Genomic DNA, 25,530 nt, shown 5'->3' with positions numbered 1-25,530 from the left:
TGACAAAGGGCGCATTTCGATCAGGAGTGCCGGGATCGCTCCCGTTCGTCGGCTGCTCCGCCCGCCCCCACCAGCCCCTTGGAGACAGCGGCGAGCCGCGGCTCGAAGCGCCTCATCTCCCGCTGTCCGGCCGCCGCGATGACCGCCGGCAGGTAGCCGCGCGCGCCCTGCATCCCGCGCAGCCACCACTGCGCGTACACGTGCGCTGAACGCCGTTCAATTCCCGCGACGATCCGGTCGACGGCCAGCCCCAGCGGGTAGGTGCGGTTCGAGGGCCACGGCAGCCGCTGGCGCAGCTCGCGCATGACGTCGTCCTGGTCGGCGCCGCGCACCATGTCGGTGTCGGTCCAGGAGAGGTAGCCGACGCCCACCTTGACGCCCTTGTAGCCGACTTCGGCGCGCAGGCAGTGGGCGAAGGCCTCGACGCCGGACTTTGAGGCGCAGTACGCCGTCATCATGGGGGCCGGGGTGATCGCGGCGAGCGAGGCGATCTGGAGGAAGTAGCCGCGGCTCTCCATGAGTACGGGCAGGAAGGCGCGGGCGGTGACGGCCCCGCCGATCAGGTTGACCTCGATGACGCGCCGCCAGGCCACGGGGTCGGAGTCCCCGAACGGCCCGCCGGCGGCGACGCCCGCGTTGGCGACGACGATGTCGACTTTTCCGAACCGCTCCTTGACCTCCCGCGCGACGCGGGCCATGGCCTCGTGGTCGGTGACGTCTGCGTGCCAGTGGGCGCTGTCGGTGTGCAGCCGCTCGGAGACCTCCTTGAGCGCCTCCGGTTCCAGGCCCACCAGCGCGACCTTCGCCCCGCGCGCGGACAGTTTGCGGGCGAGCAGTTCGCCGACTCCGCGGGCGGCGCCGGTGACGACGGCGACCTGGCCTTCCAGACTCCTGCGAGCGCTCACGCGGTCATCTCCTTCTCTGCGTCCTCGGATGTGGAAGGTACGGCGGACTCGGCAGGCGCGCCGGGTGAGGTGCCCAGGTACCGGCCCGTCAGCTCGCGGACGGCGCCGGTGACGGCCTCGGGAGCCTCGATGGGGGTCATGTGGCCCATTCCGGTGAGTTCGGTCAGCCCCACGCAGTGCGGGAGCGCCGCCGCGAGCCGCCGGGCGTGCGCGACGGGGGTGAGGCGGTCGTCCCGGCCGGCGATGACGGCGGTCGGCACCGTCAGCCCGGCGAGTCCGGCGTCCAGGTCCAGCCCCGCCAGCACCTCGGACCAGGCGTGGCGCACCCCCGACGGGCAGGCGTGCACGATGCGGGCACACGCCTCCACCCGGTCCGGCGCGGACCCGGCGCCCATGGTCGCGTACTTGAGCACTGTTCGAGCGAGGGGGGTGACGGGTCCGAGCGGGGCGCGCGACCCGAGCACCGCGCGGGTCGTACGGGTCCTCGTGCGCCCGGCGCGCAAGGGCAGCACGGTCGCCTCCGCGACCAGCCGCGAGCTGCCGGTGCTGCACAGCAGGGCGGCCGCGGCGTGCTCGGCGAACTCGGGGCGGCCGGCGGCGGCCATGACGGTCATGCCGCCCATGGAGTGGCCGGCGACCACGGCCCGCTCACCGGGGGCGAGCGCGGCCTTCAGCACGGCGGCCAGGTCGTCGGCGAGCGCGGTGGTGCTGTAGGCGGCGGCCGCCGGGCTGCGTCCGTGGCCGCGCTGGTCGTAGGCGATGACGCGGTGGTCGCGGGCCAGGTCCCGTATCTGCGCCGCCCAGAAGGCGGTGGAGCAGGTCCAGCCGTGGGACAGCACGACGGCCGGAGCCTCTTGAACACCGTGCAACTCCACGTGGAGCCGGGCGCCGTCGGCGGACACGGCGACCAGTTCGCGGGCTGGGGCCGGGGGCGCGTACCGGCCGGTGGTGACGTGCCCCGGCCGGCTCACGCCGCCCCCTCCCCCGCGGGCGCGGGCGCCGCGGCCGGGGCCGCCTGGGCGGCCGGGACCGGGAGGCGGCCCTGCCCGCGCTCGCGCTCCCGTACGCGTACGACCTCGTACTCGGCCAGGTCGACGGTGCGCGTCTCGCGCCGGAACTCGCCGGTCGTCCCCGGCCAGACCGTCGTGTTGCGGCCCTGCGAGTCCAGGTACCAGCTGGTGCAGCCGCCGGTGTTCCACACCGTCCGCTCCATCCGCGCCTGGACCCGGCGGTTCCACTGGTTGACGGCGGAGGGCCGGGCGGCGAGGGCGGTGCGCCCGCCCAGCCTGCCGCCGTCGAGGAGTGAGAGCTGGCGCAGGTAGTCCGCCATGTAGTTCAGCTGGGACTCGATCATCAGGATCATCGAGCTGTTCCCGAGCCCGGTGTTCGGTCCGATGATCGTCATCCAGTTGGGGAAGCCCGCCGCGGTCGCCCCGCGCAGGGCCTGCATCCCGTCCTTCCAGGCGTCGGCGAGGGTCTGCCCGTCGGCGCCCACCACCCGTTCGGCGATCGGCATGTCCGTGACGTGGAAGCCGGTGCCGAAGATGATCGCGTCGACCTCGGCCTCCGTCCCGTCGGCGGCGACGAGGACCGAGCCCCTGATCTCCTTGAGCCCCGACGCGACCACGTCCACGTCGGGCCGCGCCAGCGCCGGGTAGTACTCGCTGGACAGCAGGATCCGCTTGCAGCCGATCCGGTACGACGGGGTGAGCTTGGCCCGCAGCGCCGGGTCCTTGACGGAGCGCGCCATATTGGCCTTGGCCAGGGATTCGATGAGCCCGAGCTGGTTCGGCCGCTTGGTGAAGGCGCTGACCTGGAGCTCGCGGATCCCCCACAGCAGCCCGCGACGGGCCGACTGGGTGAAGGGCAGCTGCCGGTGCAGCCACCGCTCGACGGTGCTGATGGCCCGGTCGGTGCGCGGCATCACCCATGGCGGGGTGCGCTGGAAGAGCGTCAGGCGGGCCGTCTCGGGGGCGATGGCCGGCACGATCTGGATCGCGGAGGCGCCCGTGCCGATCATGGCGACGCGTTTGCCGCGCAGGTCGTAGTCGTGGTCCCAGCGCGCGGAGTGGAAGACCTTGCCGGGGAACTCGGCGAGCCCGGGGACCTCGGGCATCTTCGGGTCGGAGAGCGGCCCGGTCGCCGACACCACGACGTCGGCGGTCAGCTCGCCCGCCGAGGTCTCGATCTCCCAGCGCAGTTCCTGCGCGTCCCAGCGCATCATCAGGACCTCGTGGCCGAGCCGGATGTGCGGGCGCAGTCCGAAGGTGTCGGCGACGTGCTCCAGGTACGCCCGGATGGCCGGCTGGCCGGAGAAGGTCCGCGGCCAGTCGGGGTTGGGCGCGAAGGAGAAGGAGTAGAGGTGCGAGGGCACGTCGCAGGCGCACCCTGGGTAGCTGTTGTCGCGCCAGGTGCCGCCGACGGAGTCGGCCCGTTCCAGTACGACGAAGTCCGTGATCCCCTCGCGCCGCAGCCGTACGGCCGCGCCGAGCCCGCCGAAGCCGGACCCGATCACCGCCACCCGTACGTGCTCGCGCCGGCCTTTGCCGACCTTCCTGCCCTTGCCGACCGTGCCGCCCATGCCCGCCGCCTTCCGCACCGTAATCCGAACCGCAACGTTGCCAGCAATCACTGGCACAATCGGGAGGGTAGAGCAGCTCCGTACCCATGGGTAGGGGTCGCGCTCGGAAAGTTACTGCGGGTACACCCCGGGGCCTCCCGCCGGATCGGCTCCGGCATGATCCACAGGAGAGCCCCTAGGCTGCGCGTGTGGAGAGACCGGTGACGAGAGGAGCGGAGCCCGCCGTGGAGCGCGAGTACCAGCGCGAGTACCAGCGCGAGTACCGGCGCGAGTACCGGACGGAGGAACTGGCCGAGGCGGCCGGCATCCCCGTGCGCACCTTGCGCTTCTACCGCGAGCGCAAGCTGCTCCCGCCGCCCCGCCGCGAGGGCCGCATCGCCTGGTACGACGACCAGCACCTCGCCCGGCTGCGCACCATCGCCGCCCTGCTCGAACGCGGCCACACCCTCGGCGGCATCGCCGAACTGACCGCCGCCTTCGAGAAGGGCCGCGACGTCGGCCAGCTCGGCGAGCTGCTCGGCATGGGCTGGTCGGAGGAGACCCCGGTCCGGCTCTCGCCGGAAGCGCTGGCCGACCACTTCGAGGGCGAGGTCACCCCGGAGAACCTGGCGGCCGCGCTCGACCTCGGCTACCTCGCCACCGACGGCGAGGAAATCGTGCACGTCAGCCGGCGCCTGCTGGACGTCTCCTCGGCCCTGGTCCGCGAGGGCGTACCGCTGTCCGCGGTCCTGGAGACGGGCCGCCGGGTACGCGAGCACGCGGACACCCTGGCCGCGCTGTTCACCGAGCTGATCGCCGCGCACATCGGCCAGGACGCCGTCGCACGGCTGCGCCCGCTGGCGAAGAGCGTGGTCGAGGCGGAGCTGGCGATGGCGATGGACCGGCTTCACCAGCCGGCGGCGGAAACCGGACCCGAACCCGGGCCTGCCCCCGAGCCCTCACCCGAACCCGAGCCCAGCCCCGAACAGCCCCGGACCGCCCCGCACACACCCAGGCCCCACAGGCCCCATAAGCCCTATCGGACCCATGGGGCCACAGGCCCCGCGGACACCCCCGAGGAGCCTCAGACACCGAGCTCGTAGACGACCGTCACCGGCGCGTGGTCCGACCAGCGCTCCGGGTGCGTCTCGGCCCGCTCGACGAAGGCCTTCACGGCCTTCCCCGCCAGCCCCGGGCTCGCGACCTGCAGGTCGATGCGCCAGCCGGCGTCGTTGTCGAAGGCCCGGCCCCGGTAGGACCACCAGGAGTACGGCCCCTCCGTCTCCGGATGCAGCCCGCGCACGACGTCGACGTACCCGGCCTCCGCGTACACCTTCCCCAGCCACTCCCGCTCCTCGGGCAGGAAGCCGGCGTTCTTGCGGTTGGTCTTCCAGTTCTTGAGGTCGGCCTCCTGGTGGCAGATGTTCCAGTCACCGCACACCACGACCTCCCGCCCGTCGGCGGCGGCCCGCGCCTTCAGCGCCTGGAGGTAGACGAGGAATTCCTCCATGAACCGGTACTTCTCGTCCTGCTTCTCGGTACCCGCCTCCCCCGAGGGCAGGTACAGGCTGGCGACGGTGACGCCGGGCAGGTCGACCTCGATGTAGCGCCCGCTCGCGTCGAACTCGTCACTCCCGAAGCCCACCCGCACCCGTTCGGGTTCCCGCCGCGTGTAGACGGCGACGCCGGCCCGCCCCTTGGCGGCGGCCGGCGCGAACACGGTGTGCCAGCCCTCGGGCTCCCTGACCTCCAGCGGAATCTGCGACTCCTCGGCCCGCACCTCCTGCAGGCAGACGACGTCGGCGTCGGATCCGGCGAGCCACTCCACGAACCCCTTCTTGGCGGCGGCGCGGATCCCATTCACATTCACGGAGGTCACGGTGAGCATCCCTGCACCATAGCGGGAGGGATCCGTACGATATTCGAATGTCTCACGGTATAAACATCCGCGCCGTGCCGTACGACCACCCGGACGCGGCGGAGCTCGACGCCCAGGTCCAGGTCGAGTACCAGCAGCGCTACGACGGCGAGGGCGACGCCACCTTCCTCGACCCCGCGATGTTCGTCCCGCCGAGGGGCCTCTACCTCCTCGCCTACGACGCCTCCGGGTCCCCGGTCGCCAGCGGCGCCTGGCGCAGCCAGGAGAAGAACGACGAGGGCTACTCGGACGGAGACGCCGAGGTCAAGCGCATGTACGTCGTCCCGCGGGCCCGCGGCCTGGGCCTGGCCCGGCGGATCCTGGCGGAGCTGGAGGCAGACGCCCTGGCGGCGGGCCGCCGCCGCATGGTCCTGGAGACGGGCGACCAGCAGCCGGAGGCCATCGCGCTCTACCTGTCGTCGGGGTACGCGCTGTCCGAGAAGTTCGGCTACTACCGCTTCTACGAGTCCAGCCGCTGCATGACGAAGCCCCTGGCGGCCGCCGCCACCGCCTGACGCGGGCGGCGCCCGGCGGGGAAGCCGGAGCGGGGCCCGCGCCGCGGAGCGGGGCCCGGGCCGCGGAGCGGGGCCCCGGCCGCGGAGCGAGGCCCCGGCCGCGGAGCGAGGCCCCGGCCGCGGAGCGAGGCCCCGGCCGCGGAGCGAGGCCCCGGCCGCGGAGCGAGGCCCGGGCCGTGGAAGGGAGCCCCGGAAGGGGCTCAGCGGCCGAGCCAGGCGGCCTCGTCCGCACCCCACCGCGACGGCCCCCGCTCCCATTCCCCGAAGGGGCTCGCCGCGTGCCGCAGGGTGCCGTAGCCGGACCCCGCCTCGCGCAGCCAGGGCTCCGCCGAGTACCCGGGGACCGGAACGCCCGCCGCCGGAACCTCCCGCACCAGCCACGACGCCGTCCCGGCCAGGGAGAACCGCAGCGCGCGGCCGCCGCCCTCCGCGAGCGCCCGCAGCACGCCCGCGGCCACCAGGTACCCCGTGCCATGGTCCAGGGCCTGAGCCGGCAGCACCCCCGGGGCACCGTCGTCCCCCGCGCAGCGCGCGGCGATCCCGTACCCCGCCTGCACGAGCGAGTCGAAGCCCCGGCGCACCGCCCACGGCCCGTGCCACCCCCACGCGCACAGCTCGGCCACCACCAGCCCCGGCCGCCGCTCCAGCAACTCCCGCGCGCCGAGCCCGAACCGCTCCAGAGCCCCCGGCCGGTACCCCGTCACCACCACGTCGGCCCCGTCGAGCAGCCGCTCCAGTACACGCCGGTCGGCCGCGGCCTCGAGGTCCAGCTGCGCGGAGCGCTTCCCGAAGCCGGTGTCCGCGTGCGCGTCGTCGGCCTCGCGCAGCGCCGGGGAGTCGATGCGCAGCACGTCGGCGCCGAGCAGCCCCAGCGTCCGGGTCGCGACGGGCCCGGCGATGACGCGGGTGAGGTCCAGCACCCGTACGCCGGACGCGGGGCGCGCGCCCGGGCCCAGCGGCCGGCCGCGCCCGGGGCCGCGTACCCACTCCACCAGCGGCTGCGGTTCCCCGTACGCGGGCGCCACCGCGACGGCGAGGCCGCCCTCCGCGTAGACCGCCTCCTGCGCCTGTACGGCGTTCAAGTCCGCTAGTGCTTCCCGCAGGGCCTCCGGGGTCGCCGGCACTCCGAGAGCACGTACCAGGGCCGCCTGGTGGTGCGGGTAGTTGGCGTGGGTCCGCACCCAGCCGTCGGCCGCCCGCCAGAACCCCGACAGCGGCGCGAAGCTCACCGGCGCCCTGCCCTCCACGCGCAGGTGCCGCTCGCTGACGAACGCCGTGGCCACGGCCCCCTCGTCGACGACGACGGGAGCCGCGTCCAGCGCCGTACCGCCGGCTCGTACGGCGTTCAACTCGGCCGCGGCCAGCGCGCATGCCCCAACGCTTGCCCGCGCCAACTCCCGCACCGGCAGCGGCCCCTCCAGCCCGCTCGCCCCGCGAAATCCCACCCGCCCGGCCAACTCACCGTTCCCGCCGAGCGCTTCCCACGCCTGTGCGGTGGCCCCGTCCATCGTCATCATGCGCTCATTGTGCCGACGCCTGCACAGCGTTCAACCGGCCGCGTTCGCTGCGGGGTTCGGGTACGACCCCGAAAACGCCGAGATCCCGTCCGGTCTTTCGACCGGACGGGATCTCGTGACGTTCCCGGTAGCTATCCGAGAACTGTCGTCTGTGGACCTGTGGGGATTTGAACCCCAGACCCCCTCGATGCGAACGAGGTGCGCTACCAGACTGCGCCACAGGCCCTTGCGACGTGTGAAACATTAGCATCCCTGCGCGGGTGCTCCAAAACGCGTTGTCCGGAGGGTCCGCGCAGGTCACCCGTCACTCGTTTGCGGCGCGCGGGCGGTCGTCGCTCTCGTACTGGTCGAAGAGTGGCGTGCGGCCGAGATCGCGGCCCCGGGGGCGAGGCGGGGCCGGCGCCGGCTGGGGCGCCGGGTCCGCATTCGGGGCGGCCGGCTGGGCGCGCAGGCGGGGATCGGTCGGCTCGGCGGTGCTGGAACGGGCCGCACTCCAGCCGTCCGGGTTGACCGGACCGGTGGCGCGGGGTGCGACCGGGGCCGTCACGTACGTCGGGAGCGGCACCGGGACCGGCTCCCAGCTGTCTCCGCGCGCCGGGCCGCGCTCACGCTCGCGCTGCTGGTCGACCCACTCGGCGTGGTCCGTCTGCTCCACGAGCGCGCGACGCCCGGCCTCCTGCGGGGAGACCGGGGGCGCGGGGTCCGGTTCAGTGCCGGCACCGGAACCGGAACCGGCACCGGCGGCGGGCTCGGGCTGCTCGCGGTGGCGCTGGGGGCGGTTCTCGCGGAGGCTGCGGGCGGCCGCCTCGGCGCGGCGCCGGTCCATCGTGAACTCGTACCGCCGCCGCTCCTGGACCCGCAGGTGCACGATGTAGGCGCTCAGCAGCAGCGCGGGCACGGCCGGGGCCCACAGGTAGCGGATCCCGCCGACGGCGGCGACGACCGCGCCGCCGCTGAAGGCCAGGAAGAGGAGTGCGGTGGTGCGCCGACGGCGCGCGAGGACCTGGAGGCGCTGCTGGCGGCGGACCCGCTCGACCTCCGCGGATCTCGGTTCGGCTCTGGTCGGGGACACGCCGATGGCCCGGGCGTCGGCGTCCACGGAATTCACCGTTTCCGTCGCCGCGTCCGGGTCCGCGTGGGGCTGGGCCTCCGCCTGATCCTCACCGCGCTCACGCAGCCCCTTGGCGTAACGGCGCTCCATTCCCGCCCGGCCGGAAAGCAGCCGAATGGCGGTGGAGAAGCGTTCCGTCGGACGCGCTTCGTTCAGCTCGTCCTGCCTCCGGAGCCACATGGGCACCAAGTAGGCGGCCCAGGCCCCGACAATGACTGCGTAGATGAGGCCGCTGCTGCTCACACCTCACACCGTAGAGGGGCGCGGCCGAGGGGATCAGCCAATTGGGCCGGTGTGTCGCACGATCCGGCTGATATCACCGACTTTTTTTGTGATTCTTCGGATCAGGTTATGGGCGAATCGGCCAGAAATTCGAACGCTTTTGCGATTACCTGCTTTACGCGGGTGCCTGCGGCGGGGTTTCCCGCTTGCGCGTCCGGTGCCAGCGCCGCAGCAGCCCCTGCGGGATCTCCTCCGCCGTGAGCGCGAAGACCAGGTGGTCGCGCCAGGCCCCGTCGATGTGCAGGTACCGCGGCCGCAGCCCCTCCTCGCGAAACCCGAGCTTCTCCACCACCCGGCGGCTGGGGCCGTTCTCGGGGCGGATGCAGACCTCGATCCGGTGCAGCCCGACCCTCTGGAAGCAGTGGTCGACGGCGAGCGCGACCGCCGTCGGCATCACCCCGCGGCCGGCCACGTCCCGGTCCACCCAGTAGCCCACATGGGCGGCGCACATCGAGCCCCAGGTGATCCCGGCGACCGTCAGCTGGCCGACCAGCCGCCCCTGGTACTCGATGACGAAGGGCAGCATCCGGCCGGCGTTCGCCTCCGCGCGCAGATGACGGACCATTTGTCGATATGTCGGCCTATGGATAACCGGGCCCCACGGCGCCGGCGGCGGGATCGTCGCCTCCCACGGCCGCAGCCAGTCGCGGTTGCGGCGGTTGACCTCGCGCCAGGCGCGCTGGTCGCGCAGCTTTATCGGCCGCAGCGTGACATCGCCGTCCGCCAGCACCACCGGCCAGGTGGGGCCGTTCAGCTCTGGCTCCCGGGCGCCGCGTCAGGTCTGGGGTGGTCGCCGCCCCGGATCTGGTCGACGGCGTGCGGCAGGATCCGCGACAGCACCGCGAGTCCGTCCTTCACCCCTCCCGTGGAACCGGGGAGGTTCACGATGAGGGTGCGTCCGGCCACACCCGCCAGCCCCCGCGACAGGGCGGCGGTCGGAACCTTGGCCAGGCCCTCCGCGCGGATGGCCTGCGGAATGCCCGGGATCTCGTAGTCCAGCACCCGGGCGGTGGCGTCCGGGGTGCGGTCGGTCGGCGAGATGCCGGTGCCACCGGTGGTCAGGATGACGTCGTAGCCGCCGGCCACGCCCTCGCGCAGCGCCTGCTCGACGGGGTCGCCGTCGGGGACCACGCGCGGGCCCTCCACCGTGAAGCCCAGCTTCTCCAGCGCCTCGGCCAGCAGCGGGCCGCCCTTGTCGGCGTACACGCCCTGCGAGGCGCGGTTCGAGGCGGTGACGACCAGCGCCCGGCCCGCCGCCGGCGCCTGCCCGGCGGTCGCCCCGGTGGCGGACGGCGCCGCCTCCGGCACACCACCCACGGCCGCGCCCTCGACGCCGCCGTGGGCGTCTGCGTGCGCGTCCGTGTGGGCGTCTGCGTGCGCGTCCGCGTGCGCGTCCGCGTGGGCGTGGCCGTCCGCAGGGCCGTGGGCGTGGCTGTGCACCTCGCCGCCGCGCGGCGGGTTCACGCGCGGGTCCAGTCGCCGGACTTGCCGCCGGTCTTCTCCTCCACCCGGACGTCGGTGATGACCGCGCCCTTGTCGACTGCCTTCACCATGTCGATCACTGTGAGGCCGGCGACGGCGACCGCGGTCAGCGCCTCCATCTCGACGCCCGTACGGTCGGCGGTCTTGACGGTGGCGAGGATCTCGACGGCGTCGTCGGCGACCGTCAGGTCCACCTTCACCCCCGAGACCGCCAGCGGGTGGCAGAGCGGGATCAGGTCGGGAGTCTTCTTGGCCCCCATGATCCCGGCGATCCGCGCGGTGGCGAGGGCGTCGCCCTTCGGCACGCCCTCGCCCCGCAGCAGCTCGATCACCCGGGGCGAGACGAGGACGCGTCCGCTGGCGCGCGCCGTCCTGGTGGTGACGTCCTTCTCGGACACGTCGACCATGCGGGCCGCGCCGGCCTCGTCGATGTGCGTCAGCCTGCTCTGCGTACTCATATCTGCGTGCCGCTCCCGCTCCGGGCCCCCTGGAGCCGTGGGGCCTGTGTGGTGCAACACGCTACCCGCACCGGCCGCCCCTCAGCCGAGCAGGATCACTTCCAGCTCAGTCCCCGGCTCCACCGAGGTGACGTCCTCCGGTACGACCATCAGCGAGTCGGCGTGCGCCAGCGCGGCGATCAGGTGCGAGCCGGATCCGCCGACCGGGGTGACCGTGCCGTCTTGAACGTTGTACTTGCCGCGCAGGAACTGGCGGCGGGCCGCCGGGGAGCCGAGCGGCTTGTCGGCGTCCAGCACGGCGCGCACGCTCGGCCGGGAGACCTCCGACTTCGGCAGGCCCATGAGCGTCCGGATCGCGGGGCGCACGAACAGCTCGAAGGAGACGTACGAGGACACCGGGTTGCCGGGCAGGGCCATCAGCGGGGTGTGGTCGGGGCCGACGGTCCCGAAGCCCTGCGGCTTGCCGGGCTGCATGGCGAGCTTGCGGAAGTCGACGCCCCCGCCGGCAGGCCCGCCGCCGTCACCGTCACCGGACCCGGACCCGGACCCGGCTGCGGTCAGGGCCTCCTTGACCACGTCGTACGCGCCGACGCTGACGCCACCCGTGGTGACGAGCAGGTCGGCCCGGATCAGCTGGTCCTCGATGGTGGCGCGCAGGGTGTCGGCGTCGTCGGCGACGGCGCCGACGCGGTAGGCGATGGCGCCCGCGTCGCGCGCGGCGGCGGCCAGCGCGAAGCTGTTCGAGTCGTAGATCGTCCCGGCCGCCAGGGCCTCGCCCGGCTGGACCAGCTCGCTGCCGGTGGACAGGACGACCACGCGCGGGCGCGGCCGGACCCGTACCGTGCCGCGGCCGATCGCCGCGAGCAGCGCGATCTGCGGCGGGCCGAGGACGGTGCCGGCCGCCAGCGCCAGGTCACCCGCCTGTACGTCGCTCCCGCGCGAGCGCACGTGCGCCCGGGCCTCCGCCGCACGGTGGACGCGTACCTCACCGGCCGCGCCCTCGGGCGCCGCGCTGGCGGGGGTCATGCCGGAGGCGGCGCCTCCGCCGGTGCCGCCGTCGGTCCACTCGACCGGTACGACGGCTTCCGCGCCGGGCGGGAGGGGGGCGCCCGTCATGATGCGTGCGGCCTGGCCGGGGCCGACCGTGGGCAGCTCGCCGCTGCCCGCCGCCACGTCGCCGATGACGGCGAGCACCGCGGGGAACTCCTCGCTCGCACCCTGGACGTCGGCCGTGCGGACGGCGTACCCGTCCATGGAGCTGTTGTCGAAGGGCGGCAGGGCGACGGGCACGGTGACGTCCTCGACCAGGACGCAGCCCTGGGCGTCCAGCAGCTGGAGCTCGATCGGCTCCAGCGGCCGGACGGTGGCGAGGACGTCCGCGAGGTGCTCGTCCACCGACCACAGACGGTGGTGGCCGGTGTCCTGCGGTGCGGAACTGCTCAAGGTCCTACATCTCCTCCGTGACGTAACGGTGAAGCCAGGTGCGGAACTCCGGGCCCAGGTCCTCACGTTCGCACGCGAGTCGGACGATGGCCCGGAGGTAGTCGCCCCGGTCACCGGTGTCGTAGCGGCGGCCGCGGAAGACCACACCGTGCACCGGGCCGCCCACGCTCTCGTCGGCGGCCAGCTTCTGCAGGGCGTCGGTGAGCTGGATCTCCCCACCGCGGCCCGGCTCGGTCTCCCGCAGTATGCCGAAGATCGCCGGGTCGAGGACATAGCGTCCGATGACCGCGTAGTTGCTGGGCGCCTCGGCCGGCTCCGGCTTCTCGACGAGTCCGGTGATGCGGACGACGTCGTCCTCGCCGGTCGGCTCGACGGCGGCGCAGCCGTAGAGGTGGACGCTGGACGGGTCGACCTCCATCAGCGCGATGACGGTGCCGCCGGTGCGCGCGTGGACGTCGACCATCTGGCGCAGCAGGGGGTCGCGCGGGTCGATCAGGTCGTCGCCGAGGAGGACGGCGAAGGGCTCGTCGCCGACGTGCGGCTCGGCGCACAGGACGGCGTGGCCGAGGCCGCGCGGGTCGCCCTGTCGCACGTAGTGCATGGTCGCCAGGTCGCTGGACTCCTGGACCTTCTTCAGCCGGTCGTCGTCGCCCTTGGCGATCAGGGCCGACTCGAGTTCGTAGTTCCGGTCGAAGTGGTCCTCGAGGGGCCGCTTGTTACGTCCCGTGATCATGAGTACGTCGTCCAGGCCGGCCGAGACGGCCTCCTCGACCACGTACTGGATGGCCGGCTTGTCCACGACCGGGAGCATTTCCTTCGGGGTCGCCTTGGTCGCCGGGAGGAACCGAGTGCCGAGACCCGCGGCAGGAATGACGGCCTTCTTGATCACTGGGTGCGACTGAGTCATGGGCAGAACGATAGTGGGTCGTACAGGAGCCCCAGCGAGGTTCTGGTAAATATGCCCGACTTGATTCATATGTGAAAGGAATTGTGACGCGACTGTGGTAGAGAACCTGCCCGGGAACCACCCCTCCGTGCCCGAAAAGGCCTCCCTGCGCCGGGAACTCCTCTCCGCCCGCCGCGCCTTGTCCCCCGAGGCCCGCGACGCCGCGGCCAGCGCACTCTCCCGCTCCGCCCTCACCCTGCCCGAACTGGCCGGCGCGCGCACGGTGGCCGCGTACGTCTCCGTCGGCGCGGAACCGGGCACGCGCGAGCTGCTCGACGCGTTGCGGGCGGCCGGCAAGCGCGTACTGCTGCCCTTGCTGCTGCCCGACAACGACCTGGACTGGGCCGCGTACGAGGGCCCCGGCAGCCTCGCCGAGGCCGCGCACCCGGGGAAGATGCGGCTGCTGGAGCCCGCGGGCGAGCCGCTCGGCCCGGACGCCGTCACCGGCGCCGACACCGTACTGCTGCCCGGGCTCGCGGTGGACGGGCGCGGGATGCGGCTCGGGCGCGGCGGAGGCTCGTACGACCGGGTGCTGGCGCGGCTGGAACGGGCCGGGGCGCATCCGGCGCTGGTGGTGCTCCTGTACGACGAAGAGGTGGTCGCGCGGGTCCCGGAGGAACCGCACGACCACCCCGTCCAGGCGGTCGCCACCCCGTCGGGGGTGGTGCGCTTCACGACGTGACCGGACGGCCGGCCGGGTGGCCGGCCGTCCGGTCACGCGGTCACGCGGTCACGCGGTCACGCGGTCACGGCTTGAGCGTCAGGGTGTCCACTGTCGACTTGTCGACGGCGTCCTTGCCGAAGGGCCACTCCAGCAGTTCGCCCTTGGCCCACATCGACGTCTGGTCCGTGTACGTGCCGGCGTACGCGTGCCCCGAGGCGCCGGTCAGGTTGATCCAGCGGGACTTGTCCAGGTCGCCCAGGTTGACGACCATCCGCATCGACGGCACCCAGGTGACGTCGTAGCCGCTGGAGGCGTTCCAGCCGGTCGCGTTGACGGTGGCCTCGCCGCCGCCCAGGTTCCACGGGCCGCGGTTGAGGAGCCACTGCATGAAGCCCGGGCCCTCCTTGCCGATCGTCTGGTTCTTCAGGGTCAGCTGGTGCAGCCGGCCCCAGCTCCAGGTGGACTGGTCCTTGCCGAGCTTGGCGGTCAGCTCCCAGCGGGCGTCTTCCATGGCCCGGGCGAAGAGCTCGTCGCGGGTCTTGATCGGCTTGTCGTGGACGGTCTTCGGGGTGGCCGTCCACCACGGCGACTTCTCGTCCTTGACCAGGCGGCGGACCACCTCGAACCAGCGGTCGCCGCCGTCGGGCTGCGCCGAGTCGGGGCCGCGCGTACCGCACTCGCGGACCGTCTTGGTGAGGTCGTCGTTCGGGCCGGTGCTCTCCTCGCTGACGTTCATGCAGCTGCCCTCGACCCGCAGCTCCTTCGGCATCTTGTCGCCGAAGGCCAGCTTGAGGATGTTGCGCCAGACCGCGTTGAAGTACGCGGCGGCCGCCGAGTCGGGCTCCTGCGTGTAGTTCCAGCCCTCGAGCAGCTTCTGCGCCGAACGCACGTCCGGGTCGGAGACCTGGATCTTGGCCAGCATCGGGGTCAGCAGCGCGGCGATCTCGCTGCTGTTGTCCATCTGCATGGTCCGCATGTCGTCGGTGGAGATCTTGCCGTTGTCCTTGGTCTTCGCCTCGATGAGGTCGTTGATCCGCTGGCTCCGGGCGCCGTAGCCCCAGTCCGTGGTCAGGACGTACGGGTACTTGCCGCCGGCGGCGGCGCTGCTCCCGGCGCTGGTGCCCGTGCCGCTGCCGGTGCCGGTCCCGGTTCCGGTGCCCGTGCCGGTGCCCGTGCCCGTGCCGGCGGCAGGGGCGGGAACGGTGCCGGACTCGGTGACGGCCTGGTTGGCGGTGACGATGTAGCCGCGGGCCGGGTTCAGCTCCCAGGGCATCTCGTTCTGCGGGATGTAACCGGTGTTGCCGTCCCGGCCGCCCTTCCAGGCGTACTTGGGGTCCCAGCCGGGCGCCGGCAGCCGGCCGTCACCCTGGGTGCGGATCGGGATGCGGCCCGGGGCCTGGTAGCCGATGTTGCCGTTGGCGCCCTTGTTGTCGGCGTAGATCAGGTTCTGCGAGGGGACCTCGAAGTCGGCCGCCGCGGCGCGGAAGGCGTTGAAGTCCTTGGCCCGGTTGAGCTTGAACACCGCGTCCATCGACTTGCCCGGGTCCAGGGCGGTCCAGCGCAGCGCGACGGCGTAGCCGTCGCCGCGGTCGGGGGCCGAGCTGGGGACGGGGGCGCTGGAGCCCACGGTCTCGAGCTCGTCGCTGCGGTCGGAGATCAGCGGTCCGTTGTTGGTGGTGCGGACGGTGATCTTCTTGCTCTTGCCGCCCGCGACCTTGATCTCCTCTTCACGGGTGGTGAAGGGGACGACCTTGTTGTCGTAGACGTAGCCCTCGGGACGGACCTGCTCCAGGTAGAGGTCGGTCACGTCGGCGCCGAGGTTGGTCATGCCCCAGGCGATGTCGGCGTTGTGGCCGATGACCACGCCGGGCATGCCGGAGAAGGTGTATCCGGCCACGTCGTACTGGCACTGGGGCGAGGCGGCGCGGCAGTGCAGGCCCATCTGGTACCAGACCGAGGGCAGCTGCGGGGACAGGTGCGGGTCGTTCGCGAGGAGCGGCTTGCCGGTGGTCGTGTGCTGGCCCGAGACGACCCAGGAGTTCGAGCCGATGCCGCTGCCGTTCGGGCCGAGGATGGCCGGGATCTCGTCCAGGGTCTTGGCGAGGGCGCCGAGCTGCGTGCGCAGGCCGACGGTCGCGCCCTGGGCGGTGGCGTTGTCGGCGAGGCCGGTGGGGGTGCCCGCCGTCCCGCCGTTGGGGGTGGTCTGGGAGCCGGTGCCCGGGGTGGTGGAGCTGCCGGTGCCGGTGCCCGGGGTGCCCGTGCCCGTACCCGTTCCCGTACCGGTGCCCCTGCCGGTGCCCGTGCCGGTCGAGCCGGAGCCCGGGGTGCCCTGGGGTGCGTACTTGCCGCCCGCGACGGTGCCGCCCTCGACGACCGGCTTGTTCCGGTCGAAGGGGTACGGCGGGTAGAGCTCGTCGATCTGCGCCTGCGAGAGCTTGTTCGTCATCAGCGAGCGGTCGATCTCGTCCTGCATGTTGCCGCGCAGGTCCCAGGCCATCGCCTTGAGCCACGCCACCGAGTCCACCGGCGTCCACTGCTCCGGCTGGTAGTCGTCGGTCAGCTTGAGGGCGGCGTGCTCGACGGAGAGGTCCTTGCCGGACTTCCCCTTCAGGTACGCGTTGACCCCGTCGGCGTAGGCCTGGAGGTACTTCTTGGTCTCGGGCGCGAGCTTCTTGTCGTACTCCTCCTGCGCGACCTGGCGCCAGCCGAGGGTGCGCAGGAAGGCGTCGGTCTCGACCTGGCCGGAGCCGAACATCTCCGACAGGCGGCCGGAGGTCATGTGGCGGCGTACGTCCATTTCCCAGAACCGGTCCTGCGCGTGCACGAAGCCCTGCGCGCGGAAGAGGTCCTCGTCGTTGTCGGCGTAGAGCTGCGGAATGCCGTGCTCGTCGCGCTTGACGTCGACGGTCCCGGTCAGGCCGGGGACCTTGAGGGAGCCGGTGGTCTGCGGGAAGGAGGCGCGCACGGTGTCCACGCTCCAGTACGCGCCGTAGCCGAGGCCCGCCAAGAGCGCCAGGACCATGACGAGCACGAGCAGGCGTGCGCGTCGTCCCTTCTTCTTGACGGAAGGTCCGGATTCATTGGCGGGCATCGCTGTCCTTAGAGGGGCAGGGTGGTCCTGGGAGTGCTGGGAGCAACCATAGGCGCAGGACCGCCTCCGTTGATCCGCCAGGGGTCGAGGTCCGTAGGACAGGCGGCTACGGGCGTTTCACAATGTGGTTATCGCGTAAAGAGTCCGTCAAAGATTAGGTAAGGTAACGAAGTACTTGCCGATGCGCCGCCGGCGGAAAGATCCACCAGGCACGCTCTGAGGAAAGGGCCGCCCGCTGACTGTCCACACGCTCAATGAGCTCCTGCTGGTGTGTTCGCTCGTGCTGCTCGTCGCCGTCGCGGCGGTGCGCGTCTCCTCGCGCAGCGGCCTCCCCAGCCTGCTCATCTACCTCGGCATAGGCATTGCGATAGGCCAGGACGGCATAGGCAACGTCGTTTTCGACAATGCCGAGCTGACGCAGGTCATCGGCTACGCGGCGCTGGTCGTGATCCTCGCCGAGGGCGGTCTGGGCACCAAGTGGAAAGAGATCAAACCCGCGCTGCCGGCGGCGGTGGTCCTGTCGCTGCTCGGCGTCGCGGTCAGCGTGGGCGTCACGGCGGCGGGTGCGCACTACCTGGTGGGGCTGGAGTGGCGCCAGGCGCTGCTGATCGGCGCGGTCGTCTCCTCGACCGACGCGGCGGCCGTCTTCTCGGTACTGCGCAAGGTGCCGCTGCCGTCGCGGGTGACCGGCGTACTGGAGGCCGAATCGGGCTTCAACGACGCCCCCGTCGTCATCCTGGTGGTCGCCTTCGCGGCGGTCGGGCCGGTGGACGAGTGGTACGTACTGGTCGGCAAGATCGCGCTGGAGCTGGCGATCGGCGCCGCGATCGGCCTGACGGTGGGCTTCGTGGGGGCGTACGGGCTGCGGCACGTGGCACTGCCCGCCTCCGGCCTGTACCCGATCGCGGTGATGGCGATCGCGGTGACGGCGTACGCGGCCGGCGCGATGGCGCACGGCTCCGGCTTCCTCGCGGTGTACCTGGCGGCGATGGTCCTCGGGAACGCGAAGCTGCCGCACTGGCCGGCCACGCGCGGGTTCGCGGACGGGCTCGGCTGGATCGCGCAGATCGGCATGTTCGTGCTGCTGGGGCTGCTGGTCACCCCGCACGAGCTGGTGCACGACTTCTGGCCCGCGGTGATCATCGGGCTGGTGCTGACGATGGTGGCGCGGCCGCTGGAGGTCTTCGTCAGCCTGCTGCCCTTCCGGATCCCGTGGCAGGAGCAGGCGCTGATGTCGTGGGCCGGCCTGCGCGGCGCGGTGCCCATCATCCTGGCCACGATTCCGATGGTGACCGGGATCGAGGGCAGCGACCGGGTGTTCAACATCGTTTTCGTGCTCGTCGTCGTCTACACGCTGGTGCAGGGGCCGACCCTGCCGTGGCTGGCTCGCAAGCTGAACCTGCGCGACACCGACGAGGCCGCGTCGGACCTCGGGATCGAGTCGGCGCCGCTGGAGAAGCTGCGCGGGCACCTGCTGTCGTTCGCGATCCCGTCCGCCTCGCGGATGCACGGGGTGGAGGTCGGTGAGCTGCGGCTGCCGGCCGGGGCTTCGGTGACGCTGGTGGTCCGGGACGCCAAGAGCTTCGTACCTTCGCCGTCAACCGTGCTGCGCCGCGGCGACGAGCTGCTGGTGGTGGCCACGGATCCGGTGCGGGACGCGGCAGAGGCGCGGCTGCGGGCGGTGGCGCGCGGCGGCAAGCTGGCGGGGTGGCTGGGCACGGGTGGCGGAACGTCACTCTAGGTGACGGAGGATGGCCAGAACACTGTTCAAGTGATCATTTTTACTTAGAGCGGCGTTCTAGTTCGGGCAATTTCGCTGGCTTACGACAGGGCTTGCACCCATTTCCAGGGCACGGAATGCAACGCTCCGGTTAATCGCAGGTGAAGACATGCCTTGTCACCGTAATCACAGGGCGTGGTAGCGGATTCCCCTGTACGATGAAGGCACACCACATCGAACCAACTCTGCCTGACGCAGAGCTGGCGCGACCGCAAAGCGGCCGTGGCACCCTCCCGCAGTGGGCGCCCAGGTATCACTCGGTTCTGCGCAAGAGGACAGCTCTCGGGGCTCCCACATGTACGGGTGCGGTCGCTCACAAAGCGGCCCGCCGTCCGCAGACGGGGACGCTCTACCAGGCAGCGGAAAGGCCAGGCCGTGACATCCGCGGTCACGACCGACAAGTCCGCCCGACCCGGCTACGGGAGCCTCCTGCGCACGCCCGGCGCCCTCTCCTTCGTCCTCCCCGGCTTCGCCGCCCGCCTGCCGTTCGGCATGCTGACCATCAGCATCCTGCTGCTCGTCCAGCACGCCACCGGCTCCTACGGTGACGCGGGGATCGTCGCCGCCGTCACCGGCGTCTCCATGGCCCTCTTCGCCCCGGTCATGGGCAAGTTCACCGACCGCCGCGGCCAGAGCGCCGTACTCGTGCCGGTCGTCCTCGCCCACGCCGCCGCGGTCTCCGCTCTGACCGCGCTGGCGCTCCTCGGCGCCCCGCTGTGGGCGCTCGCGCTGGCCGCCGTCCCGGCCGGCGCCTCCGTCCCGCAGGTCGGGCCCATGGTCCGGTCCCGCTGGGCGGCCAAGCTGGAGGGCTCCCCGCTGCTGCCGACGGCCGCCGCGTTCGAGTCCGTCACCGACGAGTTCACCTTCGTCGTCGGCCCGGTGCTCGCCACCGCACTGTGCACCGGCGTCCACCCGGCGGCCGGTCTGGCCACCGAGGCGGCGCTGACCCTGCTCGGCGGACTGTTCTTCGCCGCGCAGCGTGCCACCGAGCCGAAGGTCGCCGCGCCGTCCGTGGCCGGCGGCAAGCACCAGTCCGCGCTGTCCTTCGCCGGCCTGCGCGTCCTGATCGTCGCCTTCATCGGCATCGGCGCCGTCTTCGGCGGCATGCAGGTCTCGCTCGCCGCCTTCTCCAACGAGATCGGCAACCCGGGCGCCAACGGTCTGCTGTACGGCATCTTCGCGGCCGGCAACATGATCGCCGGCATCACGATGGGTGCCGTCACCTGGAAGATCGGCCCGCGCCGCCGCCTGATCCTGGGCTACGTCGGCCTCACCGTCGCCGCCTCGGTGCTGTGGGCCGCGCACTCCGTGCTGCTGCTGGGCTCGCTCGGCCTGATCGTCGGCCTGTGCATCGCTCCGGCCCTGATCACCGGCTACACGATGATCGAGCAGCTGGTCCCGGCCGCCTCGCGGACCGAGGCCTTCACCTGGCTGACCGGAGCGGTCGCGTTCGGGCAGGCCGCCGCCGTGACGCTGGCCGGCCGCCTGACGGACGCGCACGGGTCCTCGTACGGCTTCCTGGTGCCCCTGGTGGCGACGGTCCTCGCCCTCGCCACCCTGGTGGCGCTGCGCGCGAAGCTCGCGCCGAAGGCCCCGAGCCGCATCGTGAGTTCGTCCGCGCCGGCCGCCCGCAACACGGCGAACGAGCGTGGGATCGGTCACCGCACGCCCGTGACGGTGGACTGATCCGCCGGAATACGTCACCATGGAGCGTCGTTAGCACTCATTGAGTCAGAGTGCCAGGAGGAAATTCGTGCCGACCTACCAGTACCAGTGCACCGAGTGCGGTGAGGGCCTTGAGGCCGTGCAGAAGTTCACCGACGAGGCACTGACCGTGTGCCCGAGCTGCGACGGACGCCTGAAGAAGGTGTTCTCCGCGGTCGGCATCGTGTTCAAGGGCTCCGGTTTCTACCGGAACGACAGCCGTGGCGCCTCGTCGAGCAGCACGCCTGCCTCGAAGCCGTCCTCTTCGTCGTCCACGACGACGTCGACCGCTGCCGCCGCCCCCGCCGCCTCGGCCTCCTCCAGCACGGGCAGCAGCTCCACCTCGGCCGCCTGATTTCCCGTACGCGTTCCGCTTGCCGCAAGGCCCCGCACGCCCTTCTGGGCGGCGGGGCCTTGCGCGTCCCCCGTTAGGGTGAGCGCATGGTGAACGCAGAGATCGGTGTAATCGGCGGCTCGGGCTTCTACTCCTTCCTGGAGGACGTCTCCGAGATCCAGGTGGAGACGCCGTACGGGCCCCCGAGCGACTCCCTGTACGTCGGTGAGCTGGCCGGACGGCAGGTGGCGTTCCTGCCGCGCCACGGGCGCAGCCACACCGTGCCGCCCCACAAGATCAACTACCGGGCCAACCTGTGGGCGCTGCGCTCGGTGGGCGTCCGCCAGGTGCTGGGCCCGTGCGCGGTGGGCGGGCTGCGGGCGGAGTACGGCCCCGGCACGCTGCTGGTGCCGGACCAGCTGGTCGACCGTACGAAGTCCCGCGTGCAGACGTTCTTCGACGGCGAGCCGCTGCCGGACGGGACCGTCCCGAACGTCGTGCACACCACCTTCGCCGACCCGTACTGCCCGGTGGGACGGTCCGTGGCGCTGGCGGCGGCACGCGGCCGGGAGTGGGAGCCGGTGGACGGCGGCACCATGGTCGTGGTGGAGGGGCCGCGGTTCTCGACGCGGGCCGAGTCGCAGTGGCACGCGGCCGCCGGCTGGTCGGTGGTGGGCATGACCGGGCACCCGGAGGCGGTCCTCGCGCGCGAGCTGGGGCTCTGCTACACGTCGATGGCCCTGGTCACGGATCTGGACGCGGGCGCCGAGACGGGTGAGGGCGTGTCCCACACGGAGGTCCTGAAGGTGTTCGGCGAGAACGTCGGACGGCTGCGCGAGGTCCTTTTCGACGCGGTGGCGGCCCTCCCCGCGACGGAGGCCCGTGCCTGCCTGTGCACCCACGCGCACGACGGCTGGGACCTCGGTATCGAGCTGCCGTAGTGCCGGTTGGGGGCCGGTGGAGCCCCGTCAGCCCTCCTCCCCTGTGAAGGAACCCGGCGGGCCGGCCAGGCGATCGGGCCGTGCGGTCGGGCCCTGGGCCCTGCCCGGCCCCGCGTATCCGCGCTCCCAGGCGCGCAGGCACTGCCCGGTGAGAAAACTTCTCGGGCGGTGTCACATTCCGTGGGGCTGTCCTGTCTTCCTGACGAAGGGGTCACCGGGACCCCCCGCCGGAAGAGGCCCGTCATGCCGCGCATCTCGCTCACCCCGCCCCGCACCCTGCTCATGCGCATCGGCGCCTGGTACTCCCGCCGCACCTACGGCAAGGTCCTCGACCCGGGGCAGGCGTACGGCCACAACTCGCGCGTGCTGTTCTCGTACGTCCGCATGGAGCAGCAGGCGGCGAAGTGGAACAAGCTCGACGCCGGCCTCAAGCACCTGGCGGTGATGGCTTCCGCCGCGCGCATCAACTGCTCGTGGTGCATGGACTTCGGCTACTGGGAGGGCCACGAGAAGGGGCTGTCGCCGGAGAAGATCGAGCGGGTGCCGCAGTGGCGGGAGTTCCGTGAGGTGTTCACCGAGCTGGAGCTGCTGGTCATGGAGTACGCCGAGGCGATGACGGAGACCGAGCCGGCGGTCACGGACGAGCTGGCGGCCGAGCTGATCGCCCGGCTCGGTGAGGCGGCGTTCGTCGAGCTCACCGCCATGGTCGCGCTGGAGAACTGGCGCTCGCGCGTCAACAGCGCCTTCGGTCTGACCAGCCAGGGCTTCTCGGAGGCCTGCGAGGTCCCGGCGCGGCGCTGACTCGTGGGGGTGACGGCGTTGTCCACAGGCTGGGGATTGTCCACAGGCCGGAGCGGGGGCCGGCGCGGAAGCGGATCGTGAGGGAGTCCGGGCAGTGGGCCCGGATGGCGTTCCTCGACCAGCTTGGCGGTGCTCATCATGTCCAGGACCTCTCGCCCGTCCCCCGTTTCCTCCTCTTCGGCGGGTGCCCGTCCCGTCTGTCCCTCTACGTGTGCCCCCGCGCGCCCCGTGCCTCCTTTCCCCCCGCTCCGCGTGGGCCGGGCGGGAGGCCGGCTGCGGCGGGCGGTGCGCCGCAGGCGTCGGGTCGCCTCGGCCGGGCTGGCCGTGGTGGCGGCCGCCCTGGCGGTCGGCGGAACGGAGGCGCAGGCATCCCGGAGCGTGCCCGCACCGGCGCCCGTGGTGAAGCCGGCGCCTGTGGCGGTGGCGCGGCTGGTGTCGGCGCCCGTACGCATCGCGGACGCCGGGACGGTGCGGCTCCTGCGTCCCGGGGACCGGGTGGACGTGATCGCGGCGGAGCGGACCGGGCCGCCACGGGTGGTGGCGGCCGGGGCCCGGGTGGCCGAAGTGCCTGCTCCGGAGGCGGGTGTCGGGGACGGCGGAGCACTGGTGGTGCTGTCCGTGTCCCGGGATACGGCACGCGCTCTCGTGGGGGCGGGTGCTGTGGCGCGGCTGGCGGTGACGTTGTGCTGATTCGAACTGATGAGCAGTCAAGTCGCCCTGGAGTGGGCGGTGACTGGACACGCCGGGCCGTGACTGCCGTAGCTTTCGGAACCGTTGGCTCCGTCTACAGCAGGCACAAAGAAAGGCTCAGTGGTGAGCGAGAAGAAGAAGGAGAGCGTCCTGGCGGGCTTCAAGGCCTTCCTGATGCGCGGCAACGTGGTCGACCTGGCGGTGGCCGTGGTCATCGGCGCGGCGTTCACGAACATCGTGAACGCGATCGTCAAGGGGATCATCAGCCCGCTCGTGGGCGCCATCGGCACCAAGAACCTGGATGTCTACACCTCGTGTCTGAAGGCACCCTGTGGGGTCGACGCGAAGGGCGAGCCGACCGGCGTCAACATCATGTGGGGCTCCGTGCTGAACGCCGCGCTCAGCTTCCTGATCACCGCGGCGGTCGTGTACTTCCTGATGGTCCTGCCCATGGCGAAGTACCTCGCCAAGGTGGAGGCACGCCGCAAGGCCAAGGAAGGCGTGCAGGAGATCATGGAGGTCACCGAGCTGGAGGTACTCAAGGACATCCGCGACGTCCTGGTCTCGCAGCGCAGCGGGAACGGCGAGGTCAAGCGGACGCAGGGAGCGCCGGGAGCGCGCGACGCCGTCTGACGGCCGCCGAGGCTCAGATGTGGTGCGGGGGCTTCTCGTCGAGGAAGCGGGCCAGGTCGGCGGCGCTTCCTCCGGCGGGCGGCCGCTCGCCCCAGCCCCGGTCGGTGTCGTCCGAGGACTGCTGGTCGAGCGGGTCGTCGAAGACGAGCTTCGGCCTGGGCTTCGGCTTCGTCTCGGGCTTCGCCCCGGCTTCGGGCTTCGGGGACTGCGGGTCGGAGGCGGGGGCGGTGCTCATGCCTCAAGGGTACGGCCGCCCTCGCCCGCGGCCCCCGGCCCCGGCCCTGCCCCTGCCCCTGGCGCCGTCGCAGACCCGGCCCGCGCCCGGGTCAGCTCGGGGCTTCCGCGCCCTTGCGTGCGTAGAACCACCAGCAGACCGCGAGGCACGTCGCGTAGAAGCCGATGAACAGCCACAGCGCGTGGGTGACGGCCATGGCGGCGAACATCGCGGGGATGAAGAAGAAACCGTAGGCGGCGATGGCGGAGGAGAAGCCGGTGACGGCGCCCGCCTCCATCTCAGACTGCTTCAGCGCGGCCGCCTGCGCCTGGGAGCCCTGGCCCTCGGCCTGGCGCATGTGCTGCTCTCGGAAGATCACCGGGATCTGCCGGAAGGTCGAACCGTTGCCCAGGCCGGAGAAGGCGAAGGCCACCAGGAAGCCGATGAAGAACGCCCAGAAGCTGCCCTGGTCTCCGCCGGACGGCAGGGCGAAGATCACGACGACCAGGGCCGCCGCCATGCCGACGAAGGACAGCATGGTGACTCTGGCGCCGCCCATCCTGTCGGAGAGCCAGCCGCCCGCCCAGCGCATGAGGGCGCCGATGAAGGGGCCGATCCAGGCGTAGGTGGTGGCCTGGTAGCCCTGCGTCTCGAAGTTGTTCTTGATCAGCAGGGGCAGGCCGGCCGCGAAGCCGATGAAGGACCCGAAGGTGCCGACGTAGAGCCAGGTCATCAGCCAGTTGTGCTTGCGCTTGAAGATGATCTTCTGCTGGCTGAAGGGAGCGGCGGCCACCTTGAGGTCGTTCATCAGGAACCAGGCGAGCAGCGACATGATCACCAGCAGCGGCACCCACAGGAAGGCGCCGTTCTGGAGCCAGATGTCCGTGTTCTCCTTCGTGTCGTGCTGCGGGCCGCCCGCCGGGGCGCCCAGTACGGCGGCGGTGACCACCAGCGGCGCGACCAGCTGGACCACGCTCACGCCGAGGTTGCCGAGGCCGCCGTTGAGGCCGTTGGCGCTCCCCTTCTCCCGCTTGGGGAAGAAGAAGCCGATGTTGGCCATGGACGAGGCGAAGTTCGCGCCGCCGATGCCGCAGACGGCGGCGATGAGCGCCAGCTCCCAGTAGGGGGTGCCGGTGTCCTGGAGCGCGAAGCCCAGCCACAGCATGGGGGCGATCAGGATGAAGGTGCTGAAGGCCGTGAACTTCCGCTCGCCGAAGTTCGGGCCGATGAAGGTGTAGAGGATGCGGAAGGTGCCACCGGTGATGCCGGGAATGGCGGTCAGCCAGAACAGCTGCGATTTGGAGAAGCCGAAGCCGACGTCGTTCAGCTTGACCACGGTGACCGACCAGACCTGCCAGACCACGAAGCCGAGCATCAGCGCCGGGATCGACACCCAGAGGTTGCGCTGGGCGACCCGGCGGCCGGTGGCCTGCCAGAAGGCCTCGTCCTCGGGACGCCAGTCGCCGATGACGGCGCCGGGCTTGTAGGTCTCCGCGCGGTGCGAGCGCACGGCGGACGGGGTGGGCGTCGGTATCGACATG

Annotated in this window: 24 protein-coding genes and 1 tRNA gene; 10 read left to right on the top strand and 15 right to left on the bottom strand. The window is 72.0% G+C overall.

Features of this window, described 5'->3' with window-relative positions:
* Positions 1–20: 20 nt before the first annotated feature.
* Genes AC069X_RS11075 through AC069X_RS11065 form a run of 3 tightly spaced genes read right to left on the bottom strand, consistent with a single transcriptional unit; the run spans position 21 to position 3,486 of the window.
* On the bottom strand, positions 21–905 hold the full coding sequence (locus AC069X_RS11075) for an SDR family oxidoreductase (protein ID WP_478727318.1): 885 nt from the start codon (positions 903–905) through the stop codon (positions 21–23).
* Positions 902–1,876, bottom strand: a complete 975-nt coding sequence (locus AC069X_RS11070; RefSeq protein WP_478727316.1) for an alpha/beta fold hydrolase — start codon at positions 1,874–1,876, stop codon at positions 902–904. Before AC069X_RS11070 ends, AC069X_RS11075 begins: the two co-directional genes overlap by 4 nt.
* Positions 1,873–3,486 carry a flavin-containing monooxygenase gene (locus AC069X_RS11065; protein WP_478727314.1) on the bottom strand — a complete coding sequence of 538 codons (1,614 nt, stop codon included), beginning with the start codon at positions 3,484–3,486 and terminating at the stop codon, positions 1,873–1,875. The genes AC069X_RS11070 and AC069X_RS11065 overlap by 4 nt, the downstream gene beginning before the upstream one ends.
* A gap of 224 nt (positions 3,487–3,710) precedes the next feature.
* On the opposite strand from AC069X_RS11065, the gene AC069X_RS11060 reads away from it, so the two are divergent.
* The gene (locus tag AC069X_RS11060) at positions 3,711–4,568 is read left to right on the top strand and encodes a MerR family transcriptional regulator (RefSeq protein WP_478727594.1); all 858 of its coding nucleotides are present in this window, start codon (positions 3,711–3,713) and stop codon (positions 4,566–4,568) included.
* Here the strand turns inward: AC069X_RS11060 and AC069X_RS11055 are convergent.
* Positions 4,550–5,353: an exodeoxyribonuclease III gene (locus AC069X_RS11055; RefSeq protein WP_478727312.1), complete on the bottom strand. Its 804-nt coding sequence runs from the start codon at positions 5,351–5,353 to the stop codon at positions 4,550–4,552. The genes AC069X_RS11060 and AC069X_RS11055 overlap by 19 nt on opposite strands.
* A 38-nt stretch (positions 5,354–5,391) precedes the next feature.
* Between AC069X_RS11055 and AC069X_RS11050 the strand changes: the two genes are divergently transcribed.
* Positions 5,392–5,898, top strand: a complete 507-nt coding sequence (locus AC069X_RS11050) for a GNAT family N-acetyltransferase (protein ID WP_478727310.1) — start codon at positions 5,392–5,394, stop codon at positions 5,896–5,898.
* 200 nt (positions 5,899–6,098) lie between these two features.
* Here AC069X_RS11050 and AC069X_RS11045 read toward each other — a convergent pair whose 3' ends face one another.
* From AC069X_RS11045 to galU, 8 genes are all read right to left on the bottom strand, one after another.
* Entirely contained in the window at positions 6,099–7,412 is a 1,314-nt protein-coding gene (locus AC069X_RS11045) for a CoA transferase (protein ID WP_478727592.1), read from the bottom strand.
* A 155-nt stretch (positions 7,413–7,567) separates the two neighbouring features.
* A tRNA-Ala gene (locus AC069X_RS11040) sits at positions 7,568–7,641 on the bottom strand.
* Positions 7,642–7,719: 78 nt separating this feature from the next.
* Positions 7,720–8,769 carry a divisome protein SepX/GlpR gene (gene sepX / locus AC069X_RS11035; protein WP_478727308.1) on the bottom strand — a complete coding sequence of 350 codons (1,050 nt, stop codon included), beginning with the start codon at positions 8,767–8,769 and terminating at the stop codon, positions 7,720–7,722.
* Positions 8,770–8,923: 154 nt separating this feature from the next.
* Positions 8,924–9,541 (bottom strand): GNAT family N-acetyltransferase, encoded by a 618-nt coding sequence (locus AC069X_RS11030; RefSeq protein ID WP_478727306.1) that lies wholly within the window; start codon positions 9,539–9,541, stop codon positions 8,924–8,926.
* A gap of 17 nt (positions 9,542–9,558) precedes the next feature.
* The gene (locus tag AC069X_RS11025) at positions 9,559–10,116 is read right to left on the bottom strand and encodes a MogA/MoaB family molybdenum cofactor biosynthesis protein (protein ID WP_478727590.1); all 558 of its coding nucleotides are present in this window, start codon (positions 10,114–10,116) and stop codon (positions 9,559–9,561) included.
* 152 nt (positions 10,117–10,268) lie between these two features.
* Positions 10,269–10,748, bottom strand: a complete 480-nt coding sequence (gene moaC / locus AC069X_RS11020) for a cyclic pyranopterin monophosphate synthase MoaC (RefSeq protein WP_007264601.1) — start codon at positions 10,746–10,748, stop codon at positions 10,269–10,271.
* 81 nt (positions 10,749–10,829) lie between these two features.
* Entirely contained in the window at positions 10,830–12,191 is a 1,362-nt protein-coding gene (gene glp, locus AC069X_RS11015; protein ID WP_478727304.1) for a molybdotransferase-like divisome protein Glp, read from the bottom strand.
* 4 nt (positions 12,192–12,195) lie between these two features.
* Positions 12,196–13,098, bottom strand: coding sequence for a UTP--glucose-1-phosphate uridylyltransferase GalU (gene galU / locus AC069X_RS11010; RefSeq protein WP_478727302.1), 903 nt, complete (start codon positions 13,096–13,098; stop codon positions 12,196–12,198).
* A 106-nt stretch (positions 13,099–13,204) separates the two neighbouring features.
* On the opposite strand from galU, the gene AC069X_RS11005 reads away from it, so the two are divergent.
* Entirely contained in the window at positions 13,205–13,819 is a 615-nt protein-coding gene (locus tag AC069X_RS11005; protein ID WP_478727588.1) for a 5-formyltetrahydrofolate cyclo-ligase, read from the top strand.
* Positions 13,820–13,883: 64 nt separating this feature from the next.
* Here AC069X_RS11005 and AC069X_RS11000 read toward each other — a convergent pair whose 3' ends face one another.
* Complete coding sequence (locus tag AC069X_RS11000; RefSeq protein ID WP_478727300.1) at positions 13,884–16,892, bottom strand: penicillin acylase family protein; 3,009 nt, start codon at positions 16,890–16,892, stop codon at positions 13,884–13,886.
* Positions 16,893–17,172: 280 nt separating this feature from the next.
* On the opposite strand from AC069X_RS11000, the gene AC069X_RS10995 reads away from it, so the two are divergent.
* The 7 genes from AC069X_RS10995 (at position 17,173) to mscL (ending at position 23,775) form a co-directional block, all read left to right on the top strand.
* Positions 17,173–18,633 (top strand): potassium/proton antiporter, encoded by a 1,461-nt coding sequence (locus tag AC069X_RS10995; RefSeq protein WP_478727586.1) that lies wholly within the window; start codon positions 17,173–17,175, stop codon positions 18,631–18,633.
* Positions 18,634–19,047: 414 nt separating this feature from the next.
* Positions 19,048–20,358, top strand: a complete 1,311-nt coding sequence (locus AC069X_RS10990) for an MFS transporter (protein ID WP_478727298.1) — start codon at positions 19,048–19,050, stop codon at positions 20,356–20,358.
* A gap of 67 nt (positions 20,359–20,425) precedes the next feature.
* Positions 20,426–20,731 carry an FmdB family zinc ribbon protein gene (locus AC069X_RS10985; RefSeq protein WP_478727296.1) on the top strand — a complete coding sequence of 102 codons (306 nt, stop codon included), beginning with the start codon at positions 20,426–20,428 and terminating at the stop codon, positions 20,729–20,731.
* Between the two features lie 86 nt (positions 20,732–20,817).
* Entirely contained in the window at positions 20,818–21,651 is an 834-nt protein-coding gene (locus AC069X_RS10980; protein WP_478727294.1) for an S-methyl-5'-thioadenosine phosphorylase, read from the top strand.
* Positions 21,652–21,894: 243 nt separating this feature from the next.
* Positions 21,895–22,452 (top strand): carboxymuconolactone decarboxylase family protein, encoded by a 558-nt coding sequence (locus tag AC069X_RS10975; protein WP_478727292.1) that lies wholly within the window; start codon positions 21,895–21,897, stop codon positions 22,450–22,452.
* 138 nt (positions 22,453–22,590) lie between these two features.
* Positions 22,591–23,142, top strand: coding sequence for a hypothetical protein (locus AC069X_RS10970; protein ID WP_478727290.1), 552 nt, complete (start codon positions 22,591–22,593; stop codon positions 23,140–23,142).
* 123 nt (positions 23,143–23,265) lie between these two features.
* Positions 23,266–23,775 carry a large conductance mechanosensitive channel protein MscL gene (mscL, locus tag AC069X_RS10965; RefSeq protein ID WP_478727288.1) on the top strand — a complete coding sequence of 170 codons (510 nt, stop codon included), beginning with the start codon at positions 23,266–23,268 and terminating at the stop codon, positions 23,773–23,775.
* 13 nt (positions 23,776–23,788) lie between these two features.
* Here the strand turns inward: mscL and AC069X_RS10960 are convergent, their stop codons facing one another.
* Both AC069X_RS10960 and AC069X_RS10955 read right to left on the bottom strand, forming a co-directional pair.
* Complete coding sequence (locus tag AC069X_RS10960) at positions 23,789–24,010, bottom strand: hypothetical protein (protein WP_007264613.1); 222 nt, start codon at positions 24,008–24,010, stop codon at positions 23,789–23,791.
* A gap of 91 nt (positions 24,011–24,101) precedes the next feature.
* Entirely contained in the window at positions 24,102–25,529 is a 1,428-nt protein-coding gene (locus AC069X_RS10955; protein ID WP_478727285.1) for a NarK family nitrate/nitrite MFS transporter, read from the bottom strand.
* Position 25,530: the final 1 nt, after the last annotated feature.

Source organism: Streptomyces sp. NPDC043896 (genome assembly GCF_056435605.1).
This window is presented reverse-complemented; position numbering and strand designations above follow the sequence as displayed.